This window comes from Cellulosimicrobium sp. CpK407 (genome assembly GCF_051844275.1).
In the GTDB taxonomy this organism is placed as follows: Bacteria; Actinomycetota; Actinomycetes; order Actinomycetales; family Cellulomonadaceae; genus Cellulosimicrobium; species Cellulosimicrobium cellulans_G.
Map to the genome: position 1 here is coordinate 70,115 of NZ_JBGNYC010000007.1, position 21,892 is coordinate 92,006.

Genomic DNA, 21,892 nt, shown 5'->3' on the forward strand with positions numbered 1-21,892 from the left:
CGCCCGCGCCGGGTGCGCTCAGACGAGGGCGCTGCCCAGGCCGAGGACGAGCAGGCTCGTGGGCCAGATCGTCGCGGCCGGGGGGTCGATGTGGGTGTCGCCGTGGATGTGCAGGAGGCGCGCGAACAGCTCAGCGCCCCACGCGGCGACGACCGCGAACGCGGCGCCGACGAGCACGGCCGCGAACGTGCTGCCCACGACGGGAAGGAACGTGGCGGCGGCGAGACCGCCGACGACCGTGATGTGGTGCGTCACGGGGACCGGCATCCCGACCGCGAGGAACGCGAGCGAGAACGCGGAGACGCCGAACGCGAACACGTGGGCGCTGCCCTGGAGGTCGGGGAAGCTCTCGGCGAGGAGCACGGTCGTGCCGGCCGCGAACAGGCCGGCGAACGCGCCGAGCACCGTGTTGTCGCGGAAGCGCTGCTGGCCCGGGATCCACTGGTTCTCGGGCGTGGGCGCGAAGCGCTTCCAGCCCTGCGGCGTGCGCGGCACCGCCCCGAGCAGGCCGGTGCGGCCGAACACGAGCCGGGCGGCGACGCCCGAGAGGAACACCGTGACGGCCACGGTGTCCGTGTGGCTCCCGAACCACGGCGTCGCGGCGACCGCGACCTGCACCACGTAGCCCAGCGCGCCGAACAGCGCGCCGACGAGCAGCACGTCGGGGCGTCGGATGCTCGCGAGAGGTGTGACGATGTCCTTGCCGTCGAAGCCGCCGCGCCGTGCCGCGTAGCCCGCGGCGGCGACACCGCCGGCGAACGCGACGTGCGGGCCGAAGAACGGCCCGAACGCGACGGTGTCGAGCATGCCCGAGCCACCACCTGCGGCGAGGGCCACGACGCCGAGCACCACGGCCAGGCCGGTGAAGACGAATGCGAGGAGCGCGCCGAGGGCCGCGCCCACGAACCCTCCGCCGAGCGAGAGCAGGAGGGAGAAGAGATCGATGTCCATGAGTACCTTTCGCGAAGCGCACGTCGTTGTCTGGAGCCGGCACCGTCGCCGGCCACCCCGCGGTCGTGTCGATAGTACGACCACATACAGGTTCGGACAACTAGTTGACTAGACGTGTACTGGCTACTAGCGTGCGGACGTCGGGCACGTATCTCCGGCCCCCGGGGCACCGACGCCTCGGAGCCAGGCCGGACGGGGACGACCCCCGCGTCAGCACTCGGAACTGTCAACAATGAGGTGTGGCACATGACGAAGTACATCCTCGGAATCGACGAGGGAACCACGAGCGCCCGGACGTTCGTGATCGACGAGGAGGGAACGGTCCTCGGACTCGGCCAGGCCGAGCTCACGCAGCACTACCCCCGGTCCGGCTGGATCGAGCACGACCCGCAGGAGATCGTCACGACCCAGTACGAGACGATGCGCGCCGCGATGCGCCAGGCGGGCATCCAGCCCGCTGACCTCAGCGCGATCGGCCTGACCAACCAGCGGCAGACAGCCCTCGTCTGGGAGAAGGACACCGGGCGGCCCATCTACAACGCGATCGTGTGGGCCTCACGCCACTCGGTCGACATCGTCGAGCAGTGGGTCGCGGAGGGGCACGGCGAGACCATCCGCAGCAAGACCGGCCGCACGCCGGACGCCTTCTACTCCGCGTCGAAGATCCGCTGGATCCTCGACGCGGTCCCCGGGGCGCAGGAGCGTGCCGAGAAGGGCGAGCTGCTCGCGGGCACGATCGACACGTGGCTCGTCTGGAACATCACGGGCCGGGAGGCGTTCGTCACGGACTACTCCAACGGCGCCGAGACCATGATGATGAACCTCGAGACGCTCGACTGGGACGACGAGCTGCTCTCGATCTACGGCATCCCGCGCGTCATGCTGCCGCGCATCGTCCCGTCCGACACCGTCGTCGGCGACGCGGCGCCGTCGTTCGGGGCCCCGGTCCCGATCGCGGCGAACATGGGCGACCAGCAGGCCGGGCTCTTCGGCCAGGCCGCGTTCAAGCCCGGCCAGGCGAAGATGACGTACGGCACCGCGGGCGTCCTCAACATCAACGCCGGCAGCTCGACGGCGTACGTGCCCGGTCTCACGACGACCGCGGCGTGGGGCGTGGGCGGCGACATCGCGTACGAGATCGAGGGCGTCGTGTACGCCATGGGCAAGACCATGCAGTGGCTGCGCGACGACATGAAGCTCATCCACGCCGCGCCGGACAGCGAGTGGTACGCGGGTCAGGTCGCGAGCACGGAGGGCGTCTACCTCGTCCCGGCGTTCACCGGCCTCGGGGCGCCCGACTGGGACTCCTACGCGCGCGCCGCGATCGTCGGCATCTCCAACGCGACGAACCGCCTGCACATCATCCGCGCGGGCGTGGAGTCGATGGTCTACCAGACGCGCGACCTCGTGCAGGCCGCGCTCGACCAGTCCGACATCACCATCCCGGAGATCCGCGTCGACGGCGGGGCGGTGAAGAACAACCTGCTGTGCCAGATGACCGCGGACATCACGGGCATCCCGGTGATCCGGCCGCGCGTGCAGGAGGCGACGATCTACGGGGCCATGCTCATGGCCGGCATCGCGACGGGCGTCTACGGCTCGCTCGACGAGGTGTCGAGCCGCTGGCAGCAGGACCGCGTGTTCGAGCCGGCGATGAGCCGTGACCAGGCGGACACGCTGTACGCCGGGTGGCGCGAGGCGCGCGAGCTGACCAAGGGCTGGGCGCGCAAGGTGCCGGGCGCCGCGGCCTGACGCGACGCACCGGTCACGACGACGGGGCGGCACCCGGTGGGTGCCGCCCCGTCGTGCTGCGCTCACGCGGCGTGCGCCGCGGAGGCCGGGGTCTCGTCGGCGTCGTCGTCGGCCGCGGTGCCGCCGAGCAGACGTCGGACGTAGGTGCGGTGGGCCGCGACCTCCGCGTCCCGACGCTCGGCGTCCCACCCGAGCATGTCGCCGAGCACGTCGGCGACGTCCTCGGCGACGTCCAGGCCGAGCCCGGGCTCGATGCCGACCATCGTGCGGCGCTGCAGGACGTCCGTCAGCGTCGTCGCGTGCTCGCGCTCGACGACGTGCGCGAGCTCTGCGAGCGTCACCGCGCCCCGGCCCTCGCCCAGGACCTGCACGAGCCGCGGGTCGCGCCGTGCGCTCTCGCCGATCTCGCGGGCCACGGCGCCGTAGACGCGGACGAGGCGCTCGGCGACCTCGGCCGGGAACGGCAGGTCCGCGAGCACGCGCCCGCGCTCGTCCTCCCACGACCCCGTGCTCGGGGCGCCGGGGAGCGGGGTGTCGGCCGCGGTGGAGGCGAGGACGTCGAGGCTGAGGAGGCGGGCGACCTTGTCGACGACCTCGCGACCGAGGCTCAGGTGCGGGGTGAGCTTGCCGCCGACGACGGACACGAGCCGCGGCACCTCGACGTGGGTCTCGACGAGGTGGCTGCGCGGGATCGCGCCGGGCTTCGCGCCGGGGCGGTGGGGGAGCGGCCGGACGCCGGAGTAGGTGAGGAGCACGTCGTCGACCGTCAGCCCGGCGGACGGCACGAGGGCGTTCGTCTCCGCCAGCAGGTAGTCGACCTCCTCCCGGGTCCCGCGCGCGGCACCGGGGTCGCCGTCGTAGCGGTCGTCGGTCGTCCCGATGAGGTAGCGGCCGTTCCACGGGATGACGAGGATCGCCCGGTTGTCGCTGCGCGCCTCGAAGTAGATCGCCGCGTCCGGGGCCCCGCGGAAGGGGTCGACGACGAGGTGCGTGCCCTTCGTCCCGCCGATCTGCCGGGGCAGGGGCAGGCCGTGGGCGAGGTGGTCGACCCAGGGGCCCGCGGCGTTGACGACGCACCGGCCCCGCACGACGAGCTCCTCGTCGCTCTCGGCGTCGTGCACACGGACGCCGCGGGCCGCGCCGTCCTCGACGAGGATCTCGGTGACCTCGGCGTGGTTGAGCACGTCGGCGCCGTGCCGGCACGCGTCGAGGACGGTCTCGAGCACGAGCCGCTCGGGGTAGACCACCTGACCGTCGTAGTACCGCACCGCGCCGTCGAGCCCGTCGAGCCCGAGGCCCGGGAGCTCGAGATGGGTCGCGTCGCGCGTCATGGCGCGGTGGCGCGGCACCGACTTGCGCAGCGACAGGCCGTCGTAGAGCACCATGCCGACGCGGAGCATCCACCCCGGGACGTGGTTGTGCCGGTAGAGCGGCACCACGAAGGGGAGCGGGGTGACGAGGTGCGGTGCGACGTGCCACAGGTGCTCGCGGTCGTGCAGCGACTCGTGGACGAGGCGGAGCTCGCCGTGCTCGAGGTAGCGCAGGCCGCCGTGGATCAGGCGGCTGTTCCACGACGACGTCTCGCCGCCGTAGTCGCCGCGCTCGACGAGCGCGACGTCGAGCCCGCGGAGCGCGGCGTCGCGCGCGATCGCGGCGCCGTTGATCCCGGCGCCGACGATCACCATGTCGTAGGTCTTGCTGTCGAGCCGTGGTGCGTCGGCTCGCGGTGTACCACCCATTCGTGTGCCGTCCTCCTCACGCGGCGGTGCGTCTCGACGCCTCGGCGGCTGCGCTCCTGTGCGCGCCGGGCCGGGTGCAGGTCGTCGTCCGCGCGACCACCAACTTGTGTGTACATGGTTGCACACGTATGGCGGTTGCGGCCACAATGTCCGGACGGACACGGACAGCGTCGTCGGGCCGGCGGCGCGGAGAGGGGAACCATGCTTCCCAGGACGCTCGTCGGGTGCAGCACCAAGGGCTATCTCGGGCTCGCGGAGACGCGGTCCTGGGCCGAGCGCGTCGCGAGCGGGCTCGCGGCGCGCGGGGGCGGTGACGGGGTCTACGCGTGCGTCCCCCACCCGCTCGTCACGGTGCTCTCCGAAGGGTTCGCCGGAACCGGCGCCGACGTGGGGGTGCAGGACGTCTCCCCGCACCCCAGGGGCCCCTACACCGGCGAGGTGAGCGCGGAGCTGCTCGCCGAGCTCGGCGTGCGGTACGTCATGGTCGGACACCCGGAGCGCGTGCGGCACGTCGGCGAGACGCCCGAGCTCTTCGGTCGCAAGGTCCGGGCCGCCGTCGGGCACGGCCTCGTCCCGATCCTCGTCGTGGGCGAGCCGGAGCGGAGCGCGGAGCCCGAGCCGGTCCTGCGCGCCCAGCTGGACGCGGCGTTCGGCGGCCTGCCCGACGACGCGGAGGTCGTCGTCGCGTACGAGCCCACGTGGGCCATCGGCGCGGCCGAGCCGGCGCCGGCGGACCACGTGCTGCGGACGGTGGGCGTGCTCCGCACGCTCGTCGACGAGCGAGTCGCGCGCTCGCGCGTGCTCTACGGCGGGTCGGCCGGGCCGGGGACGTTCGCCGCGATCGCGCGAGCCGGCGCCGGCGGGGACCTGCGCGACGTGCCGGACGGCGTGTTCCTCGGTCGCGGAGGCCTGGACCCGGACGCGTTCCTCGCGACGGTGGCCGAGGTCCGCGCCGCCGTGGGTGCGGTCGTCTAGGGAATACTTGTATAGAGGAGTCTGGACAAGTACGATCTAGTTATCGGGTGCGTGGCCGGTGAGCGGCCGCGCACGGACGACCGACGGCGGTCGGGCCAACGGAGGCCCCGTCGTCGCACCACGAGGAGGACATCCATGCCCATCGCCCCGACCCTGGCCCTCGTCGACGAGGCGCAGCGTCGCGGATATGCCGTACCCGCGGTCAACATCGCGGACGACCTCTCCGCGCGAGCCGTCATCGCGGCCGCCGAGGGCGCGCGGTCGCCCGTGATCCTGCAGACGTCCGTCAAGACGGTGAGGAGCATCGGCGCCCGGCACCTGTCGCGCCTCGTGCACTCCGCGGCCGAGGAGGCGACCGTCCCGGTCGCCCTGCACCTCGACCACTGCCCCGACCGGGCCGTCATCACCGAGGTGCTCGCCGAAGGGTGGTCGTCCGTCCTCTTCGACGCGTCCGACCGACCCCTCGACGTCGCGTGGCGCGAGACCGCCGAGGTCGTGCGCGAGGCGCACGCCGCGGGGGCCGCCGTCGAGTCGGAGATCGAGAACATCGTGGGGGTCGAGGACGGCGTCGGGTCCGACGAGGCCCTGCACTCCTACAGCGTCGAACAGCTCGTCGAGGTCGCGCGCGACACCGGCACGGACCTGCTCGCTCCCGCCCTCGGCACCGCGCACGGCCTCTACACGGCCGATCCCGTGCTGCGGGTCGACCGCGTGGAGAGCCTGCGCGCGCTGAGCGACCTGCCCGTCGTGCTGCACGGCGGCACGGGTCTGCGCGACGAGGACTTCCGGGCGTTCATCGCGGCCGGCGTGTCCAAGATCAACATCTCCACCGCCCTGAAGCTCGCCTACATGCGGACCGCAAAGCAGCACCTCGACGAGTGCGAGCGCACCGGCCGGTGGGAGCCCGTGAAGATGTTCGACGCCGTGCTGGTCGCCGTCCGCGACGAGATCGCGACGCACATCGAGGTCTTCGGGTCGTCCCGGGACGCGGCGGGGGCGGCCGCATGACGCGCGCACTGGTCCTGGACTGCGACGGCGTCCTCGCGGACACCGAGCGCGACGGCCACCTCGTCGCGTTCAACCGGGCGTTCGCGGAGCTCGGGCACCCGATCGAGTGGTCGGCGACGGAGTACGCCGCGCTCCTGCGCGTCGGCGGCGGCAAGGAGCGCCTCAAGGCGTACCTGGCCGAGCACCCCGAGGTCGACCTCGCGCGCGGCGGCGACCTCGACGAGGCCGTGCGAGCGGCGCACCTGCGCAAGAGCGAGATCTACGTCGAGCTCGTCGAGCAGGGCGCGCTGCCGGGGCGCCCCGGCGTGCGCCGACTCGTGCACGAGGCGCTCGACGCCGGGTGGCAGGTCGCCGTGGCGTCGACGTCCGCGCAGCGCAGCGTCGAGGCCGTCCTGCGGTCCGTCGTCGGCGAGGAGGACTACGCGCGCGTCGCCGGGGTGTTCGCCGGGGACGTCGTGCCTGCCAAGAAGCCCGCCCCGGACATCTACCTACTCGCGATCGACCGGCTCGGCCGGTCGCCCGAGGAGGTCGTCGTGGTCGAGGACTCCGCCGCGGGCGCGACGGCCGCGAGCCGCGCCGGGCTGCGGCACCTCGTGACCGTGAGCACGTTCACGACCGAGGACGAGTTCCCGGACGCCTCGCTCGTGGTCGACCACCTCGGCGAGCCGGACCTGCCGGCGACGGTGCTGGCCGGTCCGGACGTGCTGAGCGACAAGCTCGTCGACGTGGCCGCGCTGGAGGCGCTCCTGCGCTGACGACGCACCCGACGCGGCGGGGCCCGGGGACCGTCGGTCCCCGGGCCCCGTGCGGTGCGCGCCGGTCAGAGGTCGTAGTGGAACTCGAGGCGGATCTTGTCGCCCCGGAAGAGGATGCGCGAGTGCTCGAAGGGCGTGCCCGTCGCGGTGGAGATCTGCTGCGTGAGCAGCAGGAGCGGCGCGGTGCGGCCGACGCCCAGGACGCGCGCGTCGGCGGCCGAGGGGGTCGTCGTCTCGAGCGTCTCGACGACGTGGTCCATGCGCAGGCCGTACGCGTCCTCGAGGATCGCGCACAGCTGACGCTCGGCGGGGTCGTGGCGGTCGAGGTCCTCGGCGAGCGCCTGCGGGATGTAGGACGTGTGGAGGCTGATCGGCTCGTCCTCGACGAGGCGCAGGCGGCGCACGGTGTAGGCGTGGGCTCCCGACGGCAGCCCGAGCGTGCGCGCGACGTTGCTCGGCGGCGTGCCGAGCTCCATGCCGAGCAGCTGCGTCGAGGTGGCGTACCCCATCTGCTCGAGCTGCTCGCGGATGCCCTTGTACGCGGGGGAGCGCGTGCTGATCTTGCGCGGGGCCACGAACGTGCCCTTGCCCTGGACGCGGAAGATGAGTCCTTCGTTCGCGAGCTGCGCGAGGACCTGGCGCGCCGTCATGCGGCTGATCCCGTAGGTCTGGTTGAGCTCGTTCTCGGACGGGATCTTGTGGTTCACCGCCCACTCGCCGCCCTCGATCTTCTCGCGCAGGATGTTCGCGAGTTGGATGTACAGCGGTGTCGAACCGTCGCGGTCGAGTGTCTGGGGCATCGTGTTCCGTCGGGGTCGAGGTCCGAAAGGTCGCGTCCGTCGTCAGGCGCGCCGTAGACGATCCACGCTAGCGGAACCGGACATGTCATGCCAGGTCCCCCGTATTCACGTCTAGGCTGGACTATACATGTATGTAGCTGTATGGTCGGGCGCAGCGACATGCTCCGAGCCGGCGGTGACGCCCGCGACGAGCGACCTCGACGAGGAGACGGCGTGGGCACCGGTGCCCACGGGTCGCCTCGTCCGGGCCGTTCGTGCCGGCTCGGCCGGACAGCACCCCGTCACGCGACGGACGACACGCCCGAGGAAGGCGATCCTATGCCGAAGACCAAGGCACTCAAGCCGGCCGCCACATGGGTCGAGCTCAGCACCACGACCGCGGACTGGAAGGCCGCCGACCCGCGGCTCCTCGAGACCATGCTCGTCCAGCTCCACCTCGTGCGCGCGTTCGAGGAGGAGGTCCTCGAGCTCGCCGGGCAGAAGCTCATCAACGGTCCGGCCCACTCCTCGATCGGCCAGGAGGGCGGCGCCGTGGGCTCGGTCCTGCCTCTCGTCGCGGCGGACCAGATCAACGGCTCCCACCGCGGCCACCACCAGTTCCTCGCCAAGGCGCTCGGCTACGTCCAGCCGGACGGCTTCGACGCGCGCGCCGATCTCGGCGACGACGTGCGCACCGTCCTCTACCGGTCCCTGTCCGAGATCGCGGGCCTCGCCGACGGCTACTGCCGCGGCCGTGGCGGGTCGATGCACCTGCAGTGGAAGGAGGCCGGGGCCATGGGCACGAACGCGATCGTGGGCGGCGCCGTCCCCTTCGCGACCGGCTTCGCCTGGGCGGACAAGCACTCCGGCACCGACAACGTCGCCGTCACCTACTTCGGGGACGGTGCGGTGAACATCGGCTCGGTGCTGGAGAGCTTCAACCTCGCCGCCGCCTGGGACCTGCCGGTCTGCTTCTTCATCGAGAACAACCAGTACGCCGTCTCGACGACGGTCGAGGAGGCGACCGGCGACCCGCGCCTGTCCGCGCGCGGGCTCGGCTTCGGCATCAAGAGCTGGCGCGTCGACGGGCAGGACACGCTCGCCGTCTACCTCGCCATGCAGCAGGCCGTCGAGCACATGCGCGCGGGCGGCGGCCCGACGATCGTCGAGGCGGACACGTACCGCTACTTCCACCAGAACGGGCCGTTCCCCGGCAGCGCGTTCGGCTACCGCGCCAAGGAGGAGGAGCAGGCGTGGCGCGACCGTGAGCCGATCCGGACCGTCGAGGCACGCGTCGTGGAGCGCGGGCTCCTCACCCCGGACGAGTGCGCGCAGGTGCGCGCGCGGGCCAAGGCCGCGATGAAGGAGATCTCCGCCTCGCTGCTCGAGCCGGTGCCCGGCGGCAAGCCTGGCCAGCAGCAGATCCGTCCCGCGCTGTGGCCCGACACCGACTTCATCGACGTCGGCATCCGCGGCGACCTGTCCGGGCTCGACGGCGCGGACGTCCGCGACGTCGCGGACTTCGGTTCCGAGGAGCTCGAGCAGCGCAAGTTCGTCGACGTCGTCGCCGACGTGATGCACCGCCGCATGTCGGCGGACGAGCGGGTCGTCGTCATGGGCGAGGACGTCCACAAGCTCAACGGCGGGTCGCGCGGCGCGACCAAGGGGCTCGGGACGGACTTCCCCGACCGCACGCTCGGCACGCCCATCGCCGAGGCCGCGTTCAGCGGCCTGGGGGGCGGCCTCGCGCTCGACGGGCGCTACTACCCGGTCGTCGAGCTCATGTACGCCGACTTCATCTGGGTCGCCGCCGACCAGCTCTTCAACCAGATCGGCAAGGCACGGCACATGTTCGGCGGCGACCACGACATGCCGCTGCTGCTGCGCATCAAGATCGGCACGGGCACCGGCTACGGCTCGCAGCACTCGATGGACCCCGCGGGCATCCTCGCGACCTCCGTCGGGTGGCGCATCGTCGCCCCGTCCACCCCGCTCGACTACGTCGGGCTGGTCAACGCGGCGATGCGGCTCAAGGACCCCGTCGCGGTGCTCGAGCACGACGCCGACCTGTACAAGGCCGTCATGGACGCGCCGAAGGACCTCGACTTCTGCCTGCCCGTCGGCAAGGCCGCGATCCGCCGGTCCGGCAGCGCCGCGACCGTCGTCTCCTACCTGTCGATGGTCCAGCGCTGCGTCGACGCCGCGGACGAGGCGGGCGTCGACGCGGAGGTCGTGGACCTGCGCTGGCTCGACCGCGCGAGCGTCGACTGGGACACGCTCGGCGAGTCGATCCGCAAGACCAACAAGGTGCTCGTCGTCGAGCAGGGCTCGGCCGGCACGTCGTACGGCGGGTGGCTCGCGGACGAGATCCAGCGGAGGTACTTCGACTGGCTCGACGCCCCGGTGACCCGCGTGCACGGCTCCGAGTCGTCGCCCAGCATCTCCAAGGTGCTGGAGCAGGCGGCGCTCGCGAGCACCGCCGACGTCGCCGCTGCGCTGCGCGCGCTCTGACCCGACCTGGAGGACGAGAGATGGCAACCTACCTGAGACTGCCCGGCGTGTCCGCCGACTCCGACGAGGCGGCGCTCGAGGGCTGGTCCGTGGAGGCAGGGCAGAAGATCGCCGCGGGCGACGTCGTGGCGACCGTCGAGACCGAGAAGGCGGTCGTCGACATCGAGTGCGACCAGGACGGCGTCGTGCACGCCCTCGTCGTCGAGGCGGGGACGCTCGTCCCCGTGGGCGACCCCATCGCGGTGCTCCTCGCGCCGGACGAGGACCCGGCCGCCGGCGACGCGCTCCTCGCGGAGCTCGGCCTCGGCCCGGCGTCCGACGCGGCGGAGCCCGCGCCGGAGCCGGCGCCGCCCGCTGCCCCGGCTGCGCAGGAGCCTGCTCCGGTCGCACCCGCCCCCGCGGAGCCCGCGCCGGCGGCGCCCGCGGCCGACGCCCCGGCCGCACCGGCCGCACCGGCCGGGCCGGGCGCGAACGGCGGGCGGATCTTCGCGAGCCCGCTCGCGCGCCGAATGGCTCGCGACGCGGGGCTCGGGCTCGACCAGCTCGACGGCACCGGCCCCGGCGGTCGCATCGTGCGCGACGACGTCCTGCGCGCGATCGCCGCCGCGCAGTCGCCGGCGGCGGCGACCGCGGCCCCGGCGGAGGCGCCCGAGGCGCCGCGACCTGCGACGACGTGCGCGACCCGGGCCGCGAGCGCCCCCGCCGAGCCGCCCGTGGCGGCGACCGCGGCGACGGGCGCACCCGCCGTGCGGACGTCGGCGTACGGGCCGTACGAGGAGGTCCCGCACTCGAAGCTGCGTCGTCTCGTGGCCTCGCGGCTGCAGGCGAGCAAGCAGGAGGCGCCGCACTTCTACCTGCGCGCGCGGGTCCGGGTCGACGAGTTGCTCGCGCTGCGCGCGACCGTCAACGCCTCGTCGCCCGTGCGCGTCTCGGTCAACGACTTCTTCGTCCGGGCGGCGGCGCGTGCCCTCGTCGACGTGCCCGAGATGAACGTCGTGTGGACGCCCGACGCCGTGCTGCGCTTCGAGCGCGCCGACGTCTCGGTGGCGGTGGCCTCCGAGCGCGGGCTCGTGACGCCGGTGGTGCGCGGGGCGGACTCACTCTCGCTCGGTGCGCTCTCGGCGGCCGTCAAGGACCTCGTCGCGCGCGCCGGTGAGGGCCGTCTGCAGCAGGACGAGCTCGAGGGCGGTGCGCTGACCGTGACGAACCTCGGCATGTACGGCGTCCGGGAGTTCGACGCGATCATCAACCCTCCGCAGGTGGGCATCCTCGCGGTGGGGGCGGCGGTCGCGGAGCCGGTCGTCGTGGACGGCGAGGTCCAGGTCGCGACGGTCGTGCACCTGACGCTGTCGGTCGACCACCGCCCGGTCGACGGCGTGGTGGCGGCCCGCTTCCTCGCCCGTCTCACGGAGATCGTGGAGAACCCGTTGCAGGCGCTCATCTGACGGCGACCGTGCCGCGACGGCCCGCACCCCGACCGGGGTGCGGGCCGTCGTCGTCTCCCGCGGCGTCGCACGACGCGCGCCGGGGGCCGCGCACCCGGTCGCCGCGGGACGACGAAGGGCCGCACCCGCCGGGTGCGGCCCTTCGCCGTGGGGGAGGGGACTCTCAGAGGCCGCCGCCGTGGCGTGCGGCGAGCGCCAGCACCTCGTCGAGCAGGGCGTCGTCCCACAGGCCGGCGAGCAGGAGCAGGTCGGGGAGCGTGAAGCGGTCCCGCATCAGGGGCAGCGAGCGCAGGACCCAGCGCACCTCGTCCTCGCCCACGGTGGGCGTGAGCTCGGAGAACCGCGTCGGCGCGCCCCAGGCCCGCAGCACGTCCGCCGGGACGGCCGGGTCGGCCGTGAGCCCGCGCAGGGTCGCGCGGTGCTCGTCCCAGGCGTCGACGGCGGCCCGCGCCGCGTCCTGCCGCTCGGCCCAGAGCGCGAGCTTGCGCTCGACGGCGGTCCAGCACTCGGCGCCCACGCGTCCGCTCGGGTCGACGACGGCCCACGTGGCCGCGACGCGCCCGCGCAGGTCGGTGGGCGGGGAGAGCACCGCGGTCTCCAGCGCGGCGCGGTCGAGCCGGTCGAGCGCCAGCTGCCACAGGCTCGCCGCGACGACCGTCGCGACGCCGACCTGGGCGCCGTGGAGGTCGTGCGGCTCGTCGCGCGCCATGGCCGCCATGTCGAGGAGGTGGCTCATGAGGTGCTCGGAGCCCGAGAGGGGCGCGGTCGTGCCGCAGATCCCGATCGACAGGCCACCCACGGTGAGCGCGTCGACGAGCGCGGAGAGCGCCTCGGCGGACTCGGCCGGGTGGGCGCGCAGCCGGGCGACCGCCTCCTGCACGGGCCGGAACACCTCGGGGTCGTACCCGGCGTCCATGCCGAACGCGCCGGCCAGGTACCAGTCGGCGGGCGCGGTCCAGGTCGCGGCCGCGTCGCCGACGCCGGAGCGCGTGAGGTGCGGGGGCGCGGCGGCGAGCACGTCGTGGTCGACGAGCAGCGCGGCGGGCCAGGCCGTCGGGGCGGTCCGCTTGGCGCCGTTGCGCACGAGCACGGACAGCGCGTCGGAGTAGCCGTTGACGGACGCCGCGCACTGGACGACCACGAGGCGCGCCCCGGTCGCGGCGACGACCGCCTTCGCGAGGTCGGTGACCGTGCCGCCGCCCGTCGCGACGACGACGTCGTAGCCCTGGCAGCCGATCGTCGCGGCGTCGACGGTGTCCTCGTCGAGCACGACGCCGTGCGCCGTGCGGCGGACAAGGGTGTCGTCGACGAACGTCGTCCCGGCCCGCGGGGACGACGCGAGCCGGAGCACGGTCGCGACCGCGTCCCTCCCGTCGTGCACGATCCGTGCGCCGTCGTGGAGCACCGTGACGCGGCGCGCGTCGAGCCGGCGCAGGACGTCGGGCAGCGCGTCGAGCGCGCCGGGCGCGGAGACGACGTCCTGCAGGGGGAGCGCGCGGAAGGCGGCCGGCAGCGCGGTGGCCTCGCTCGGCGTCGTCGTCATGCCCGCACCTCCCGCCGGGCCACGTCCCACAGGTGGCCCGCGGGCTGGAGCAGGTCGTCGACGCGCTCGAGCAGGAGCGTCGGTGCCTGCGCCGCGGGCGTGCGCAGCGCGGTCGCACGGTCGGTCTCGCCGGTCAGGACGAGCGCGGACGTCATGCCCGTCGCGTGGGCGAACGCGACGTCCGTGCTGAGGCGGTCGCCCACCATGACGGTCGTCGCGGGGTCCAGCCCGGTCTCGGCCGCGATGATCTCCAGGAACGCCGGGTCGGGCTTGCCGAAGACCGCCTCGCACGCGACGCCGGTCGCGGCGGTGATCGCGGCGACGACCGACGCGCAGTCGGGCTCGCCGCGGCCGCCCGGGAACGGGCAGAACCGGTCGGGGTTCGTCGCGACGAAGCGCGCGCGGCCGTGGACGAACAGCGTGTCGAACGCGACCTGTAGCTTGCGGTAGTCGAACGAGCGGTCGTACGACGCGACGACGAGGTCGATCTTCTCGGGGTCGTCGCTGATCGTGCAGCCCTCGGCGAGGAGCGCGTCGACGAGCGGCTGCTCGGAGATCGGGAAGACCGTGGCGCCGGGGGCGTGCGCGCGCACCCACGCCACGGTCGCGACGAGGCTCGTGTAGACGTCCTCGTGGCCCGTGGGGATGCCGAGTCGCGTGAGCTTGTCGGCGTAGTCCTGCGGGCTGCGCGTGGGGTTGTTGCTCACGAAGAGCACGCGCGCGCCCTGCGCGCGGAGGGTCGAGACGAGCTCCGCGGCGCCGGGCAGGAGGTCGGTGCCGAGGTAGATCGTGCCGTCGAGGTCGAACAGGTAGGTGTCGAAGTGCCGGTGCGCCGCGCGTCCTGGCGCCTCGCGTGTCGTGGAGGTCAGAGGCATGGTGCTCCTCGTCGAGCCGGTCGGGCGGGCAGCACTGCACCGCTCCATACCGCGTAGGGTGTGTACAGACGTGTCTGTACAACCTTCGCCCGAGGGATGCCCCCTGTCAAGCAGCCGGGGTCGTCGCGGGTCCGTCGCGGGTGCGGTGCGGGTCAGCGGCGGTCGGCCGCGAGCAGGTCGAGGTAGCGGGCCCGGACCGCGAGCACGTCACGCAGCTGCGTCTCGATGCCGTCCACGAACTCCTCGCGGTACACGGCGTCGACCTGGACGGAGATGGCGTAGTACAGGCCGGTGAACGTCGCGATCGCGACCGAGACGCGCACGAGCGTCTGCGTGACCACGAGGTCCGCGCCCCCGACACCGCCCCCGCCGGCGAGCGAGAGCGTCCGCCGCCACGTGCCGCCGTCGACGTCCCACAAAGCCATGACCTCGGGCGTGACGGTGAGCGTCCCGAGGGCCATGAAGAACACGCCCATGCCGAGGCTCACCACGAGGACCTGCAGGAGCTGGCTCGTGGCGATCATCGTCGCGAGGTTCGCCGTCTGCCCGCGGCTGAACCGGGCCGCCCGCTCGCGCCCGGGCACGTCCCCCGCCGACCCGGCGAGCGCCGCGCGGGCCTCGGCCGGGGAACGCAGGCCGACGAACAGCACGACGAGCAGCGCGAAGAACGCGCCGAGGGCGACGTCGGCGACGCCGTGCGTGCGGTCGAACACCTGCCAGACCTCCGCGTTGTAGAACAGCACGAGCGAGAACACGAGCAGCAGGGGCAGGAGCCGCACGAGCCGCAGGAGCGCGGCGCCGAGCTCGTCGGTCACGCGCGCGAGCCCCCACCACAGCGACGACAGCACGCCGTACCCGACGACGACGCGCACCACGCCCAGCAGCACGAGGTTCCCGACGGCCGTGAGCAGCGCGTCGCCCCACTGGCCCCCGAAGACGACCGGCAGCAGCGCGGGCACGAGCACGAAGAACGCGAGCTCGGGGACCCCGACGGACTGCGGCAGGGTCGACCACGGGCGCCCGCGCAGCACGTTGAGGCCCGCGTACGCCGCGGCGAGGATCGCGGCGCCGCCGACGAGCGCGAGCGCGTTCGCCCAGGCGGGCCAGCCGGACCGGATCGCGCCGCTCAGCTCGGCGAGCAGCACGACGAGCAGGAACGGCGCCGAGCGCCCGAACACGTCGCGGTCGAGCGAGTGGCCCTCCACGAGGAGCGGGAGCCCGTTGCGGCGGAAGACGCGCTCGCACGCACGGGCGTCGAGGTGGTCGACCGCGGCGGGTGCGCCGGGTGCCGCAGTCGGGGACGCGTCGTCGGGCACGGTCATGGTCGCCGACCCTAGCGGCCGGGCACCCGCGCCCGGCGCAGGCCCGCCGCGCCTCGCCTCAGCCGAGCTCGGCCGCGAGGCTGCGGCCGGCGACGCGGCCGGAGTACAGGCACCCGCCGAGGAACGTGCCCTCCAGCGCGCGGTGCCCGTGCACCCCGCCGCCGCCGAAGCCCGCCGCCTCGCCCGCGGCCCACAGACCGGGCAGCACGGAGCCGTCGGCGCGCAGCACGCGCGCGGACGTGTCGGTCCACAGCCCGCCGAGCGTCTTGCGCGTGAGCACGGACAGGCGCACGGCGAGCAGCGGGCCGTCCTTGGGCGTGGTGAGCGGGCGCGGGGGCGAGACGCGGATGAGCCGGTCGACGCGGTAGCGGCGCGCCATCGCCGTCGCGACGACCTGCGGGTCCTTGCCGAGCCCGGTGCGGACCTGCTCGTCGCGCAGGCGGATCAGGCGCTCGAGCGACGCCGGGTCCACGTGCCCGCGCGACCCGGGCGTGGCGTCGACGAGCGCGTTCATGCCCGCGGCGAGCCCGGCGGGCGTGTCCGCCCACACGAACTCGGGCGACTGCTCCGCGAAGCGTGCCACCGGCCCCACGGCGCCCGGCAGCACGCGCTGCGCGAGCAGCCGGACGTCCTTGCCGGTGAGGTCGGGGTTCTGCTCGGAGCCCGACAGCGCGAACTCGGTCTCCATGATCGCCTTGTTGAGCACGAACCAGGAGTGGTCGTCGCCGCGCTCGGTGACGTGCTGGAGCGCGCCGAGCGCGTCGAACCCGGGGAACAGCGGCGCGGGCAGCCGGTTGCCGTCGGCGTCGAGCCACAGCGAGCTCGGCCCCGGCAGGATGCGGATCCCGTGGTCCGTCCACACCGGCGAGTGGTTCGCGATCCCCTCCGGGTAGTGCCACATGCGGTCCTCGTGCACCAGGGCCGCGCCCGCGTCGGCGGCGACGCCGATCATGAGCCCGTCGGTCGAGTCGGGGACGCCGGAGAGCATGCGCGCGGGGAGCCGGCCCGCCGCCTGGGGCCACCGGGAACGCACGAGCTCGTGGTTCGCGCCGATGCCGCCCGACGTCACGACGACGGCGCTCGCCGCGATCTCGACCTCGCCGACGACCTCGCGCGACGACGGCGCGCCGCGCTCGACGCCCGACGGCGCGAGAACCTCCGCGCGCACGCCCGTCACCGCGCCGTCGGTCATGACGAGCGACGTGACCCGGTGCCGGAACCGCAGGTCGAGCAGGCCCGCGGCCCGGGCGTCGAGCGCGGCGCGGACGAACGGCTCGAGGATCCCCGGCCCGGTGCCCCAGGTGACGTGGAACCGGGGGACGGAGTTGCCGTGGGCGCCGGCCGCGGACCCGTCGGCGCCCGAGCGCACCGGGTACCCGCCGCGCTCGGCCCACTGCACGAGCGGGAACCACCGCACGCCCTTGTCGTGCAGCCAGCCGCGCATCTCCCCGGCTGCGAAGTCGACGAACCCGCGCGCCCAGGCGTACCCGTGGCGGTCGGGGCCCTCGCCGCGGTCCGCGCCGGGCGCGAACCGCGCGGACCCGAGCCAGTCGTCGAACGCGAGCTCGGCGGTGTCCGTGACGCCCATGCGCCGCTGTTCGGGCGAGCCGACGAGGAACAGGCCGCCGAACGACCACCACGCCTGGCCGCCGAGGCTCGCGGCCGGCTCCTGGTCGAGCAGGACGACGCGGCGCCCCGCCGCGGTGAGCTCGGCCGCCGCGACGAGGCCGGCGAGGCCGGCCCCCACGACGACGACCTCGGGGTCCTCGATCCTGGGGGAGCTGACGGGGGAGTCGACCGCGCTGTCACTCATGCGGGAAGAGTAGAGCACGTGTCCAGACCTGGGCGGGCCCGGTGGGCGCGTGCGACCACGCCTCTACCTCGCGCGACCGGGGCTCTACCTCGGCGGGGTGGAGACGTAGACGCGCAGGCTCAGGGCCTCGAGCCCGACGACGTCGCCCGCGTGGGCGGTGCCGTCGCCGTTCGCGCGGTCCCGGTCGTCGGGGTGCTCCCAGTCGGAGTCCCACGCGAGGTCCCAGCGCTCGGGGTCGGCGCCGGCCGCCGCGCGCACGCCCGGGAGCGTGACGTCCACGGGGTCGAGGGCGCCGGCGAGGACGACCAGCACGTCGGCGTCGCCGGGCTCGGGCGCGGTCCGCAGCATCTGGAGCGTCCGGACGGCAGGGTCGTGCCACGCCGCGTGGTCCAGGAGCTCGCCGTCGGCGTCGAACCACACGAGGTCGGGCACGCCGACGCCGTCCGCCCCGTGCCGCGTCGCGGCGTCCGTCGCGGCCCCCGTGGCGCGGGGCCGTCCGGTGAAGAACGTGTCGGGCCGCAGCGCGGGGTGCGCGCGCCGCAGGGCGAGCAGGTACCGCGCCGTCGCGAGCAGGTCCTCGCGCCACGGCGAGAGGTCCCACGAGACCCAGGACGTCTCGTCGTCCTGCACGTAGGCGTTGTTGTTGCCGCGCTGCGTCCGGCCCATCTCGTCGCCCGCGGTGAGCATGGGGGTGCCCGCGGCGAGGACGAGCGTCGCGAGGAGGTTGCGGATCGACCGGCGGCGCAGGGGCGCGATCTCCACGCCGAGCCCGAGCGCGTCGAGCCCGGCGCCACCGCCCGCCCGTGCGTCCGTGGCCACGACCGGGCCCTCGAGGCCGTGGTTCCACGACCGGTTGTCGTCCGTCCCGTCGCGGTTGTCCTCGCCGTTCGCGAGGTTGTGCTTGTGGTCGTACGCGACCAGGTCGGCGAGCGTGAACCCGTCGTGCGCGGTCACGTAGCTCACCGACGCGACGGGTCCGCGCAGCAGCGGCGGGTCGGAGTGGCCGAACAGGTCGGCCGAGCCCGCGAGCCGGGTCGCGAGGTCGCGCACGCCGTGGCCGGGACGCCCGTGCGACGCCTCGCGCGCGTCGGCGAGCCAGAACTGGCGCGCCGCGTCGCGGAACCGGTCGTTCCACTCGGCGAGCGGCGGCGGGAACTGCCCGGTCCGCCAGCCGCCCGGTCCCACGTCCCACGGCTCCGCGACGAGCTTGAGCCCGCACAGCACCGGGTCCGTCTGGAGGGCGACGAGGAACGGGTGGTCGGGGTCGAACCCGGATGCTCCGCGCCCGAGCGTGACCGCGAGGTCGAACCGGAACCCGTCGACCCCCACGACCTCGGCCCAGTACCGCAGCGAGTCCAGGGCGGCCCGCACCACGGCGGGCCGCCGGAAGTCGAGCGAGTTGCCCGTCCCGGTGACGTCGGCGAGGCGTGCGGGCGAGCCGCCGTCGTGCAGGTAGTACCCGGCGTTGTCCAGCCCGCGCCACGACAGGTGGTAGCCGTCCGCGCCGCCCTCGCACGTGTGGTTGTGCACGACGTCGAGCAGCACCTCGATCCCCGCCTCGTGCAGCAGGTGGACCATGCCGCGCACCTCGTCGAGGACGGCGCCCGGCCCGGCCTCCTGGGCGGCGCGCGTCGCGTACGCGGCGTGGGGCGCGAAGAACCCGAGGGTCGAGTAGCCCCAGTAGTTGGTGCGCCCGCTCGCGAGGAGGTGCGGCTCGGGCACGTTCGCGTGCACCGGGAGCAGCTCGACCGTCGTCACGCCGAGCGACCGCAGGTGCTCGATCGTCGCCGGGTGCGCGACGCCCGCGTACGTGCCGCGCAGGTGCTCGGGCAGGGCCTGGAGCCGCTGCGTGAGGCCGCGCACGTGCGCCTCGTAGACCACGGTGTCGCGCCAGGGGACGCGCGGTCGGGGCGCCAGCGCGCCCGCGGGCTCGGCCACGACCACCGCGTGCGGGACGAACGGCAGCGAGTCGCGCGCGTCGGCCGGGCCGTACGGGTCGTCGCCGACCTGCCCGTGGACCGCGGGGTCGTCGACGAGCTCTCCCACGAGGCCTCGCGCGTACGGGTCGACGAGCAGCTTCGCAGGGTTGTGCCGCAGCCCGGCGGCGGGGTCCCAGGGCCCGTGGACGCGGAACCCGTAGCGCTGCCCGGCGCGGACGCCCGGGACGTGGGCGTGCCAGACGCCGTACGCCGGCCCGGCGAGCGGGACGCGGCGCTCGCGGTAACGGGCGGGGTCGTGGGCGGGCAGCGCGTCGTCGACGACGTCGACGAGGCACAGCTCGACGGCGGTCGCGTGCGACGCGAGGACGGCGACGTCGACGCCGTCGCCCACGACGCGGACGCCGAGCGGCGGCACGAGGGTGTGCCGGTCGACGCGTCCCGGCGCGGCCGGGCGCGCGGGCTCGCCGGTGGCCGGGGGGAGGGGGCTCGGGTCGGAGGGCACGTGCACCCGTCCATTGTGGCGGGTGTCACCGGCTCCTCCCGCCGCCCGCCGGTAGGCTTCCCCGAGCGGGCCGGGAACCTCTCCGGCCGACCGCCCAGCGCACAGGGAGAGCAGCCGATGCGGATCGTCGTCGCCGTGAAGTACGTCCCGGACATCCACGCCGACCGGGGCTTCGAGGGCGGGCGCGTCGTGCGCCGGGCCGACGAGGGGACGCTCAACGAGCTCGACGAGAACGCGGTCGAGGCCGCGCTGCGCCTCAAGGAGGCGCTGCCCGAGGCCGAGCGCGAGACCAGCGAGGTGATCGTCCTCACGGTGGCCGGGCCGGACGCCGACGGCGCCGTGCGCCGCTCCTACCAGCTCGGCGCGGACCGCGGCGTGCGCGTGAGCGACGACGCGATCGCGGGCTCCGACTACTTCGGCACCGCGCGCGTGCTCGCCGCCGCGGTGCGCCGCCTCGCGGACGAGGCGCCGGTGGACGTCGTCGTGACCGGCATGGCGGCGCTCGACGGGCTCGGCTCGGTCGTCCCGGCGCTCCTGTCGGCGGAGCTCGGGCTGCCGCAGCTCACGCTCGCCGGGAAGCTCGAGGTCGAGGGGGAGCCGGGCGCACGCAGCGCGCGCGTGACGCGCGAGCTCGACGGCGTCGAGGAGGTCCTCGAGGCGCCGCTCCCCGCCGTGGTGTCCGTGACCGACCACGCGAACGACCCGCGCATGCCCAACTTCAAGCTCATCATGGCGGCGCGCACACGCCCGGTGGAGGCGTGGACCCTCGCCGACCTCGGCGTCGACCCGGCGCTCGTCGGCGACGCCGGCGCGCGCACGCGCGTGACCGACGCGTCGCCCCGCCCGCCGCGTCCCGACGCCGAGATCGTCGTCGACAAGGGCGAGGGCGGACGCGCCCTGGCCGAGTTCCTCATCCGCAACGACCTGGTCTGAGAGGCGTCCGCCCATGAGCACCCCCGGGACCCGTACCGTCCTCGTCCTCCTCGACTCCGCCGGCACCGAGCTGCGCTCGCCCGTGCTGGAGCTGATCACCGTCGGCCGCTCGCTCGGGCGCGTCGAGGCCGTCGCGCTGGAGGCGCCGAGCGTCGACGTCCTCGCCCAGCTCGGCGCCCACGGCGTCGCGCTCGTGCGCCAGGCCGAGCCGTCGTCGGGCGGGGAGGTCGTGACCGGTGACGCGCTGCACCTGACGCCCGTCGTGGCCGAGGTCCTCGCCGCCGCGGCACGCGCGTCCCACGCCGACGCCGTCCTGCTCACGTCGTCCTTCCCGAACAAGGAGGCGGCGGCGCGCCTCGCGTTCCTCACCGAGGCCGGCCTGGTGATCGACGCGTCCGCGCTGACCGACGGCGGCACGCACCTCGTCGCGGACAAGCGCGTCTTCGCGGGGTCGTGGGACGTGCGCAGCGAGATCCTCACCGACCCCGCGGTGCTCACGCTGCGCGCCAACTCCGTCGTCCCGCAGCCCGCGGACGCGGCCGTCGCGACCGACGTCGAGGCGCTGCGCGTCGAGCTCTCGCCCGCTGCGACCGCGGCGCGCGTCGTGTCCCGCACGGTCGACGAGTCGGCCGGCGCAGGTCGCCCGGCGCTCGGCGAGGCGGCGATCGTCGTCGCCGGGGGTCGTGGCACCAACGGCGACTTCGGCCCCGTCACCGAGCTCGCCGACGCGCTCGGCGCGGCCGTGGGCGCGACGCGCGACGCCGTCTACGAGGGCTGGCACGACCAGTTCGTCGGCCAGACGGGCGTCACCGTCGCCCCCCGCCTGTACATCGGCGCGGGCATCTCCGGCGCCCCGCACCACCGCGGCGGCATGCAGGCCTCCCAGGTGATCGTCGCCGTGAACAACGACCCCGAGTGCCCGCTGTTCGAGATCTCGGACTTCGCGGTCGTCGGCGACCTCGCGGACGTGCTGCCGCAGGCCGCCGAGGCGATCCGCGAGCACCGGGCGTCCCAGGGCTAGCAGCCCGCCGCGCGGGTCGGCACACTCC

Annotated in this window: 16 protein-coding genes; 8 read left to right on the forward strand and 8 right to left on the reverse strand. The window is 74.4% G+C overall.

All coding sequences use genetic code 11. From position 1 onward, the window contains the following. Positions 1 to 18 precede the first annotated feature (18 nt). Positions 19 to 951: a hypothetical protein gene (locus ABWU78_RS05220; RefSeq protein WP_253053465.1), complete on the reverse strand. Its 933-nt coding sequence runs from the start codon at positions 949 to 951 to the stop codon at positions 19 to 21. Positions 952 to 1,197: 246 nt separating this feature from the next. Between ABWU78_RS05220 and ABWU78_RS05225 the strand changes: the two genes are divergently transcribed. Continuing rightward, the gene (locus ABWU78_RS05225; RefSeq protein WP_439157756.1) at positions 1,198 to 2,703 is read left to right on the forward strand and encodes an FGGY family carbohydrate kinase; all 1,506 of its coding nucleotides are present in this window, start codon (positions 1,198 to 1,200) and stop codon (positions 2,701 to 2,703) included. 62 nt (positions 2,704 to 2,765) lie between these two features. Here the strand turns inward: ABWU78_RS05225 and ABWU78_RS05230 are convergent, their stop codons facing one another. Continuing rightward, positions 2,766 to 4,442, reverse strand: a complete 1,677-nt coding sequence (locus tag ABWU78_RS05230; protein ID WP_439157757.1) for an FAD-dependent oxidoreductase — start codon at positions 4,440 to 4,442, stop codon at positions 2,766 to 2,768. 201 nt (positions 4,443 to 4,643) lie between these two features. Here ABWU78_RS05230 and ABWU78_RS05235 point away from each other — a divergent pair, with 201 nt between their 5' ends. From ABWU78_RS05235 to ABWU78_RS05245, 3 genes are all read left to right on the forward strand, one after another. Beyond that, positions 4,644 to 5,417 (forward strand): triose-phosphate isomerase family protein, encoded by a 774-nt coding sequence (locus ABWU78_RS05235; protein ID WP_439157758.1) that lies wholly within the window; start codon positions 4,644 to 4,646, stop codon positions 5,415 to 5,417. A 135-nt stretch (positions 5,418 to 5,552) separates the two neighbouring features. Continuing rightward, positions 5,553 to 6,425, forward strand: coding sequence for a class II fructose-bisphosphate aldolase (locus ABWU78_RS05240; RefSeq protein WP_115942919.1), 873 nt, complete (start codon positions 5,553 to 5,555; stop codon positions 6,423 to 6,425). Continuing rightward, entirely contained in the window at positions 6,422 to 7,180 is a 759-nt protein-coding gene (locus tag ABWU78_RS05245; protein WP_253053473.1) for an HAD-IA family hydrolase, read from the forward strand. Before ABWU78_RS05240 ends, ABWU78_RS05245 begins: the two co-directional genes overlap by 4 nt. A 65-nt stretch (positions 7,181 to 7,245) precedes the next feature. On the opposite strand, the gene ABWU78_RS05250 is transcribed toward ABWU78_RS05245, so the two are convergent. Next, positions 7,246 to 7,980 carry a GntR family transcriptional regulator gene (locus ABWU78_RS05250; RefSeq protein ID WP_253053475.1) on the reverse strand — a complete coding sequence of 245 codons (735 nt, stop codon included), beginning with the start codon at positions 7,978 to 7,980 and terminating at the stop codon, positions 7,246 to 7,248. A gap of 318 nt (positions 7,981 to 8,298) precedes the next feature. Here ABWU78_RS05250 and ABWU78_RS05255 point away from each other — a divergent pair, with 318 nt between their 5' ends. After that, positions 8,299 to 10,470 (forward strand): alpha-ketoacid dehydrogenase subunit alpha/beta, encoded by a 2,172-nt coding sequence (locus ABWU78_RS05255; RefSeq protein ID WP_439157759.1) that lies wholly within the window; start codon positions 8,299 to 8,301, stop codon positions 10,468 to 10,470. Between the two features lie 20 nt (positions 10,471 to 10,490). Beyond that, positions 10,491 to 11,915, forward strand: coding sequence for a dihydrolipoamide acetyltransferase family protein (locus tag ABWU78_RS05260; RefSeq protein WP_439157760.1), 1,425 nt, complete (start codon positions 10,491 to 10,493; stop codon positions 11,913 to 11,915). 163 nt (positions 11,916 to 12,078) lie between these two features. Here ABWU78_RS05260 and ABWU78_RS05265 read toward each other — a convergent pair whose 3' ends face one another. The 5 genes from ABWU78_RS05265 to glgX form a co-directional block, all read right to left on the reverse strand. After that, a complete protein-coding gene (locus tag ABWU78_RS05265; RefSeq protein WP_439157761.1) occupies positions 12,079 to 13,458 on the reverse strand; it encodes an iron-containing alcohol dehydrogenase in 1,380 nt (459 codons plus the stop codon). Beyond that, positions 13,455 to 14,333, reverse strand: a complete 879-nt coding sequence (locus ABWU78_RS05270) for an HAD-IIA family hydrolase (protein ID WP_253053491.1) — start codon at positions 14,331 to 14,333, stop codon at positions 13,455 to 13,457. Before ABWU78_RS05270 ends, ABWU78_RS05265 begins: the two co-directional genes overlap by 4 nt. Positions 14,334 to 14,485: 152 nt before the next feature. Further along, positions 14,486 to 15,655 carry a hypothetical protein gene (locus ABWU78_RS05275; RefSeq protein ID WP_253053493.1) on the reverse strand — a complete coding sequence of 390 codons (1,170 nt, stop codon included), beginning with the start codon at positions 15,653 to 15,655 and terminating at the stop codon, positions 14,486 to 14,488. Between the two features lie 58 nt (positions 15,656 to 15,713). Continuing rightward, positions 15,714 to 17,468: an FAD-binding dehydrogenase gene (locus ABWU78_RS05280; protein WP_439157762.1), complete on the reverse strand. Its 1,755-nt coding sequence runs from the start codon at positions 17,466 to 17,468 to the stop codon at positions 15,714 to 15,716. 84 nt (positions 17,469 to 17,552) lie between these two features. Further along, the gene (gene glgX / locus ABWU78_RS05285) at positions 17,553 to 19,823 is read right to left on the reverse strand and encodes a glycogen debranching protein GlgX (RefSeq protein ID WP_439157776.1); all 2,271 of its coding nucleotides are present in this window, start codon (positions 19,821 to 19,823) and stop codon (positions 17,553 to 17,555) included. Between the two features lie 204 nt (positions 19,824 to 20,027). Here glgX and ABWU78_RS05290 point away from each other — a divergent pair, with 204 nt between their 5' ends. Both ABWU78_RS05290 and ABWU78_RS05295 read left to right on the forward strand, forming a co-directional pair. After that, positions 20,028 to 20,843 (forward strand): electron transfer flavoprotein subunit beta/FixA family protein, encoded by an 816-nt coding sequence (locus ABWU78_RS05290; RefSeq protein WP_253053505.1) that lies wholly within the window; start codon positions 20,028 to 20,030, stop codon positions 20,841 to 20,843. Positions 20,844 to 20,856: 13 nt separating this feature from the next. Continuing rightward, positions 20,857 to 21,864 carry an electron transfer flavoprotein subunit alpha/FixB family protein gene (locus tag ABWU78_RS05295; RefSeq protein ID WP_439157763.1) on the forward strand — a complete coding sequence of 336 codons (1,008 nt, stop codon included), beginning with the start codon at positions 20,857 to 20,859 and terminating at the stop codon, positions 21,862 to 21,864. Positions 21,865 to 21,892: the final 28 nt, after the last annotated feature.

Excerpts from the sequence above, each read along its gene's own strand:
- ABWU78_RS05220 (WP_253053465.1), bottom strand. The coding sequence starts at position 951 with ATGGACATCGATCTCTTCTCCCTCCTGCTCTCGCTCGGCGGAGGGTTC.
- ABWU78_RS05225 (WP_439157756.1), top strand. The coding sequence starts at position 1,198 with ATGACGAAGTACATCCTCGGAATCGACGAGGGAACCACGAGCGCCCGG.
- ABWU78_RS05230 (WP_439157757.1), bottom strand. The coding sequence starts at position 4,442 with ATGGGTGGTACACCGCGAGCCGACGCACCACGGCTCGACAGCAAGACC.
- ABWU78_RS05235 (WP_439157758.1), top strand. The coding sequence starts at position 4,644 with ATGCTTCCCAGGACGCTCGTCGGGTGCAGCACCAAGGGCTATCTCGGG.
- ABWU78_RS05240 (WP_115942919.1), top strand. The coding sequence starts at position 5,553 with ATGCCCATCGCCCCGACCCTGGCCCTCGTCGACGAGGCGCAGCGTCGC.
- ABWU78_RS05245 (WP_253053473.1), top strand. The coding sequence starts at position 6,422 with ATGACGCGCGCACTGGTCCTGGACTGCGACGGCGTCCTCGCGGACACC.
- ABWU78_RS05250 (WP_253053475.1), bottom strand. The coding sequence starts at position 7,980 with ATGCCCCAGACACTCGACCGCGACGGTTCGACACCGCTGTACATCCAA.
- ABWU78_RS05255 (WP_439157759.1), top strand. The coding sequence starts at position 8,299 with ATGCCGAAGACCAAGGCACTCAAGCCGGCCGCCACATGGGTCGAGCTC.
- ABWU78_RS05260 (WP_439157760.1), top strand. The coding sequence starts at position 10,491 with ATGGCAACCTACCTGAGACTGCCCGGCGTGTCCGCCGACTCCGACGAG.
- ABWU78_RS05265 (WP_439157761.1), bottom strand. The coding sequence starts at position 13,458 with ATGACGACGACGCCGAGCGAGGCCACCGCGCTGCCGGCCGCCTTCCGC.
- ABWU78_RS05270 (WP_253053491.1), bottom strand. The coding sequence starts at position 14,333 with ATGCCTCTGACCTCCACGACACGCGAGGCGCCAGGACGCGCGGCGCAC.
- ABWU78_RS05275 (WP_253053493.1), bottom strand. The coding sequence starts at position 15,655 with ATGACCGTGCCCGACGACGCGTCCCCGACTGCGGCACCCGGCGCACCC.
- ABWU78_RS05280 (WP_439157762.1), bottom strand. The coding sequence starts at position 17,468 with ATGAGTGACAGCGCGGTCGACTCCCCCGTCAGCTCCCCCAGGATCGAG.
- ABWU78_RS05290 (WP_253053505.1), top strand. The coding sequence starts at position 20,028 with ATGCGGATCGTCGTCGCCGTGAAGTACGTCCCGGACATCCACGCCGAC.
- ABWU78_RS05295 (WP_439157763.1), top strand. The coding sequence starts at position 20,857 with ATGAGCACCCCCGGGACCCGTACCGTCCTCGTCCTCCTCGACTCCGCC.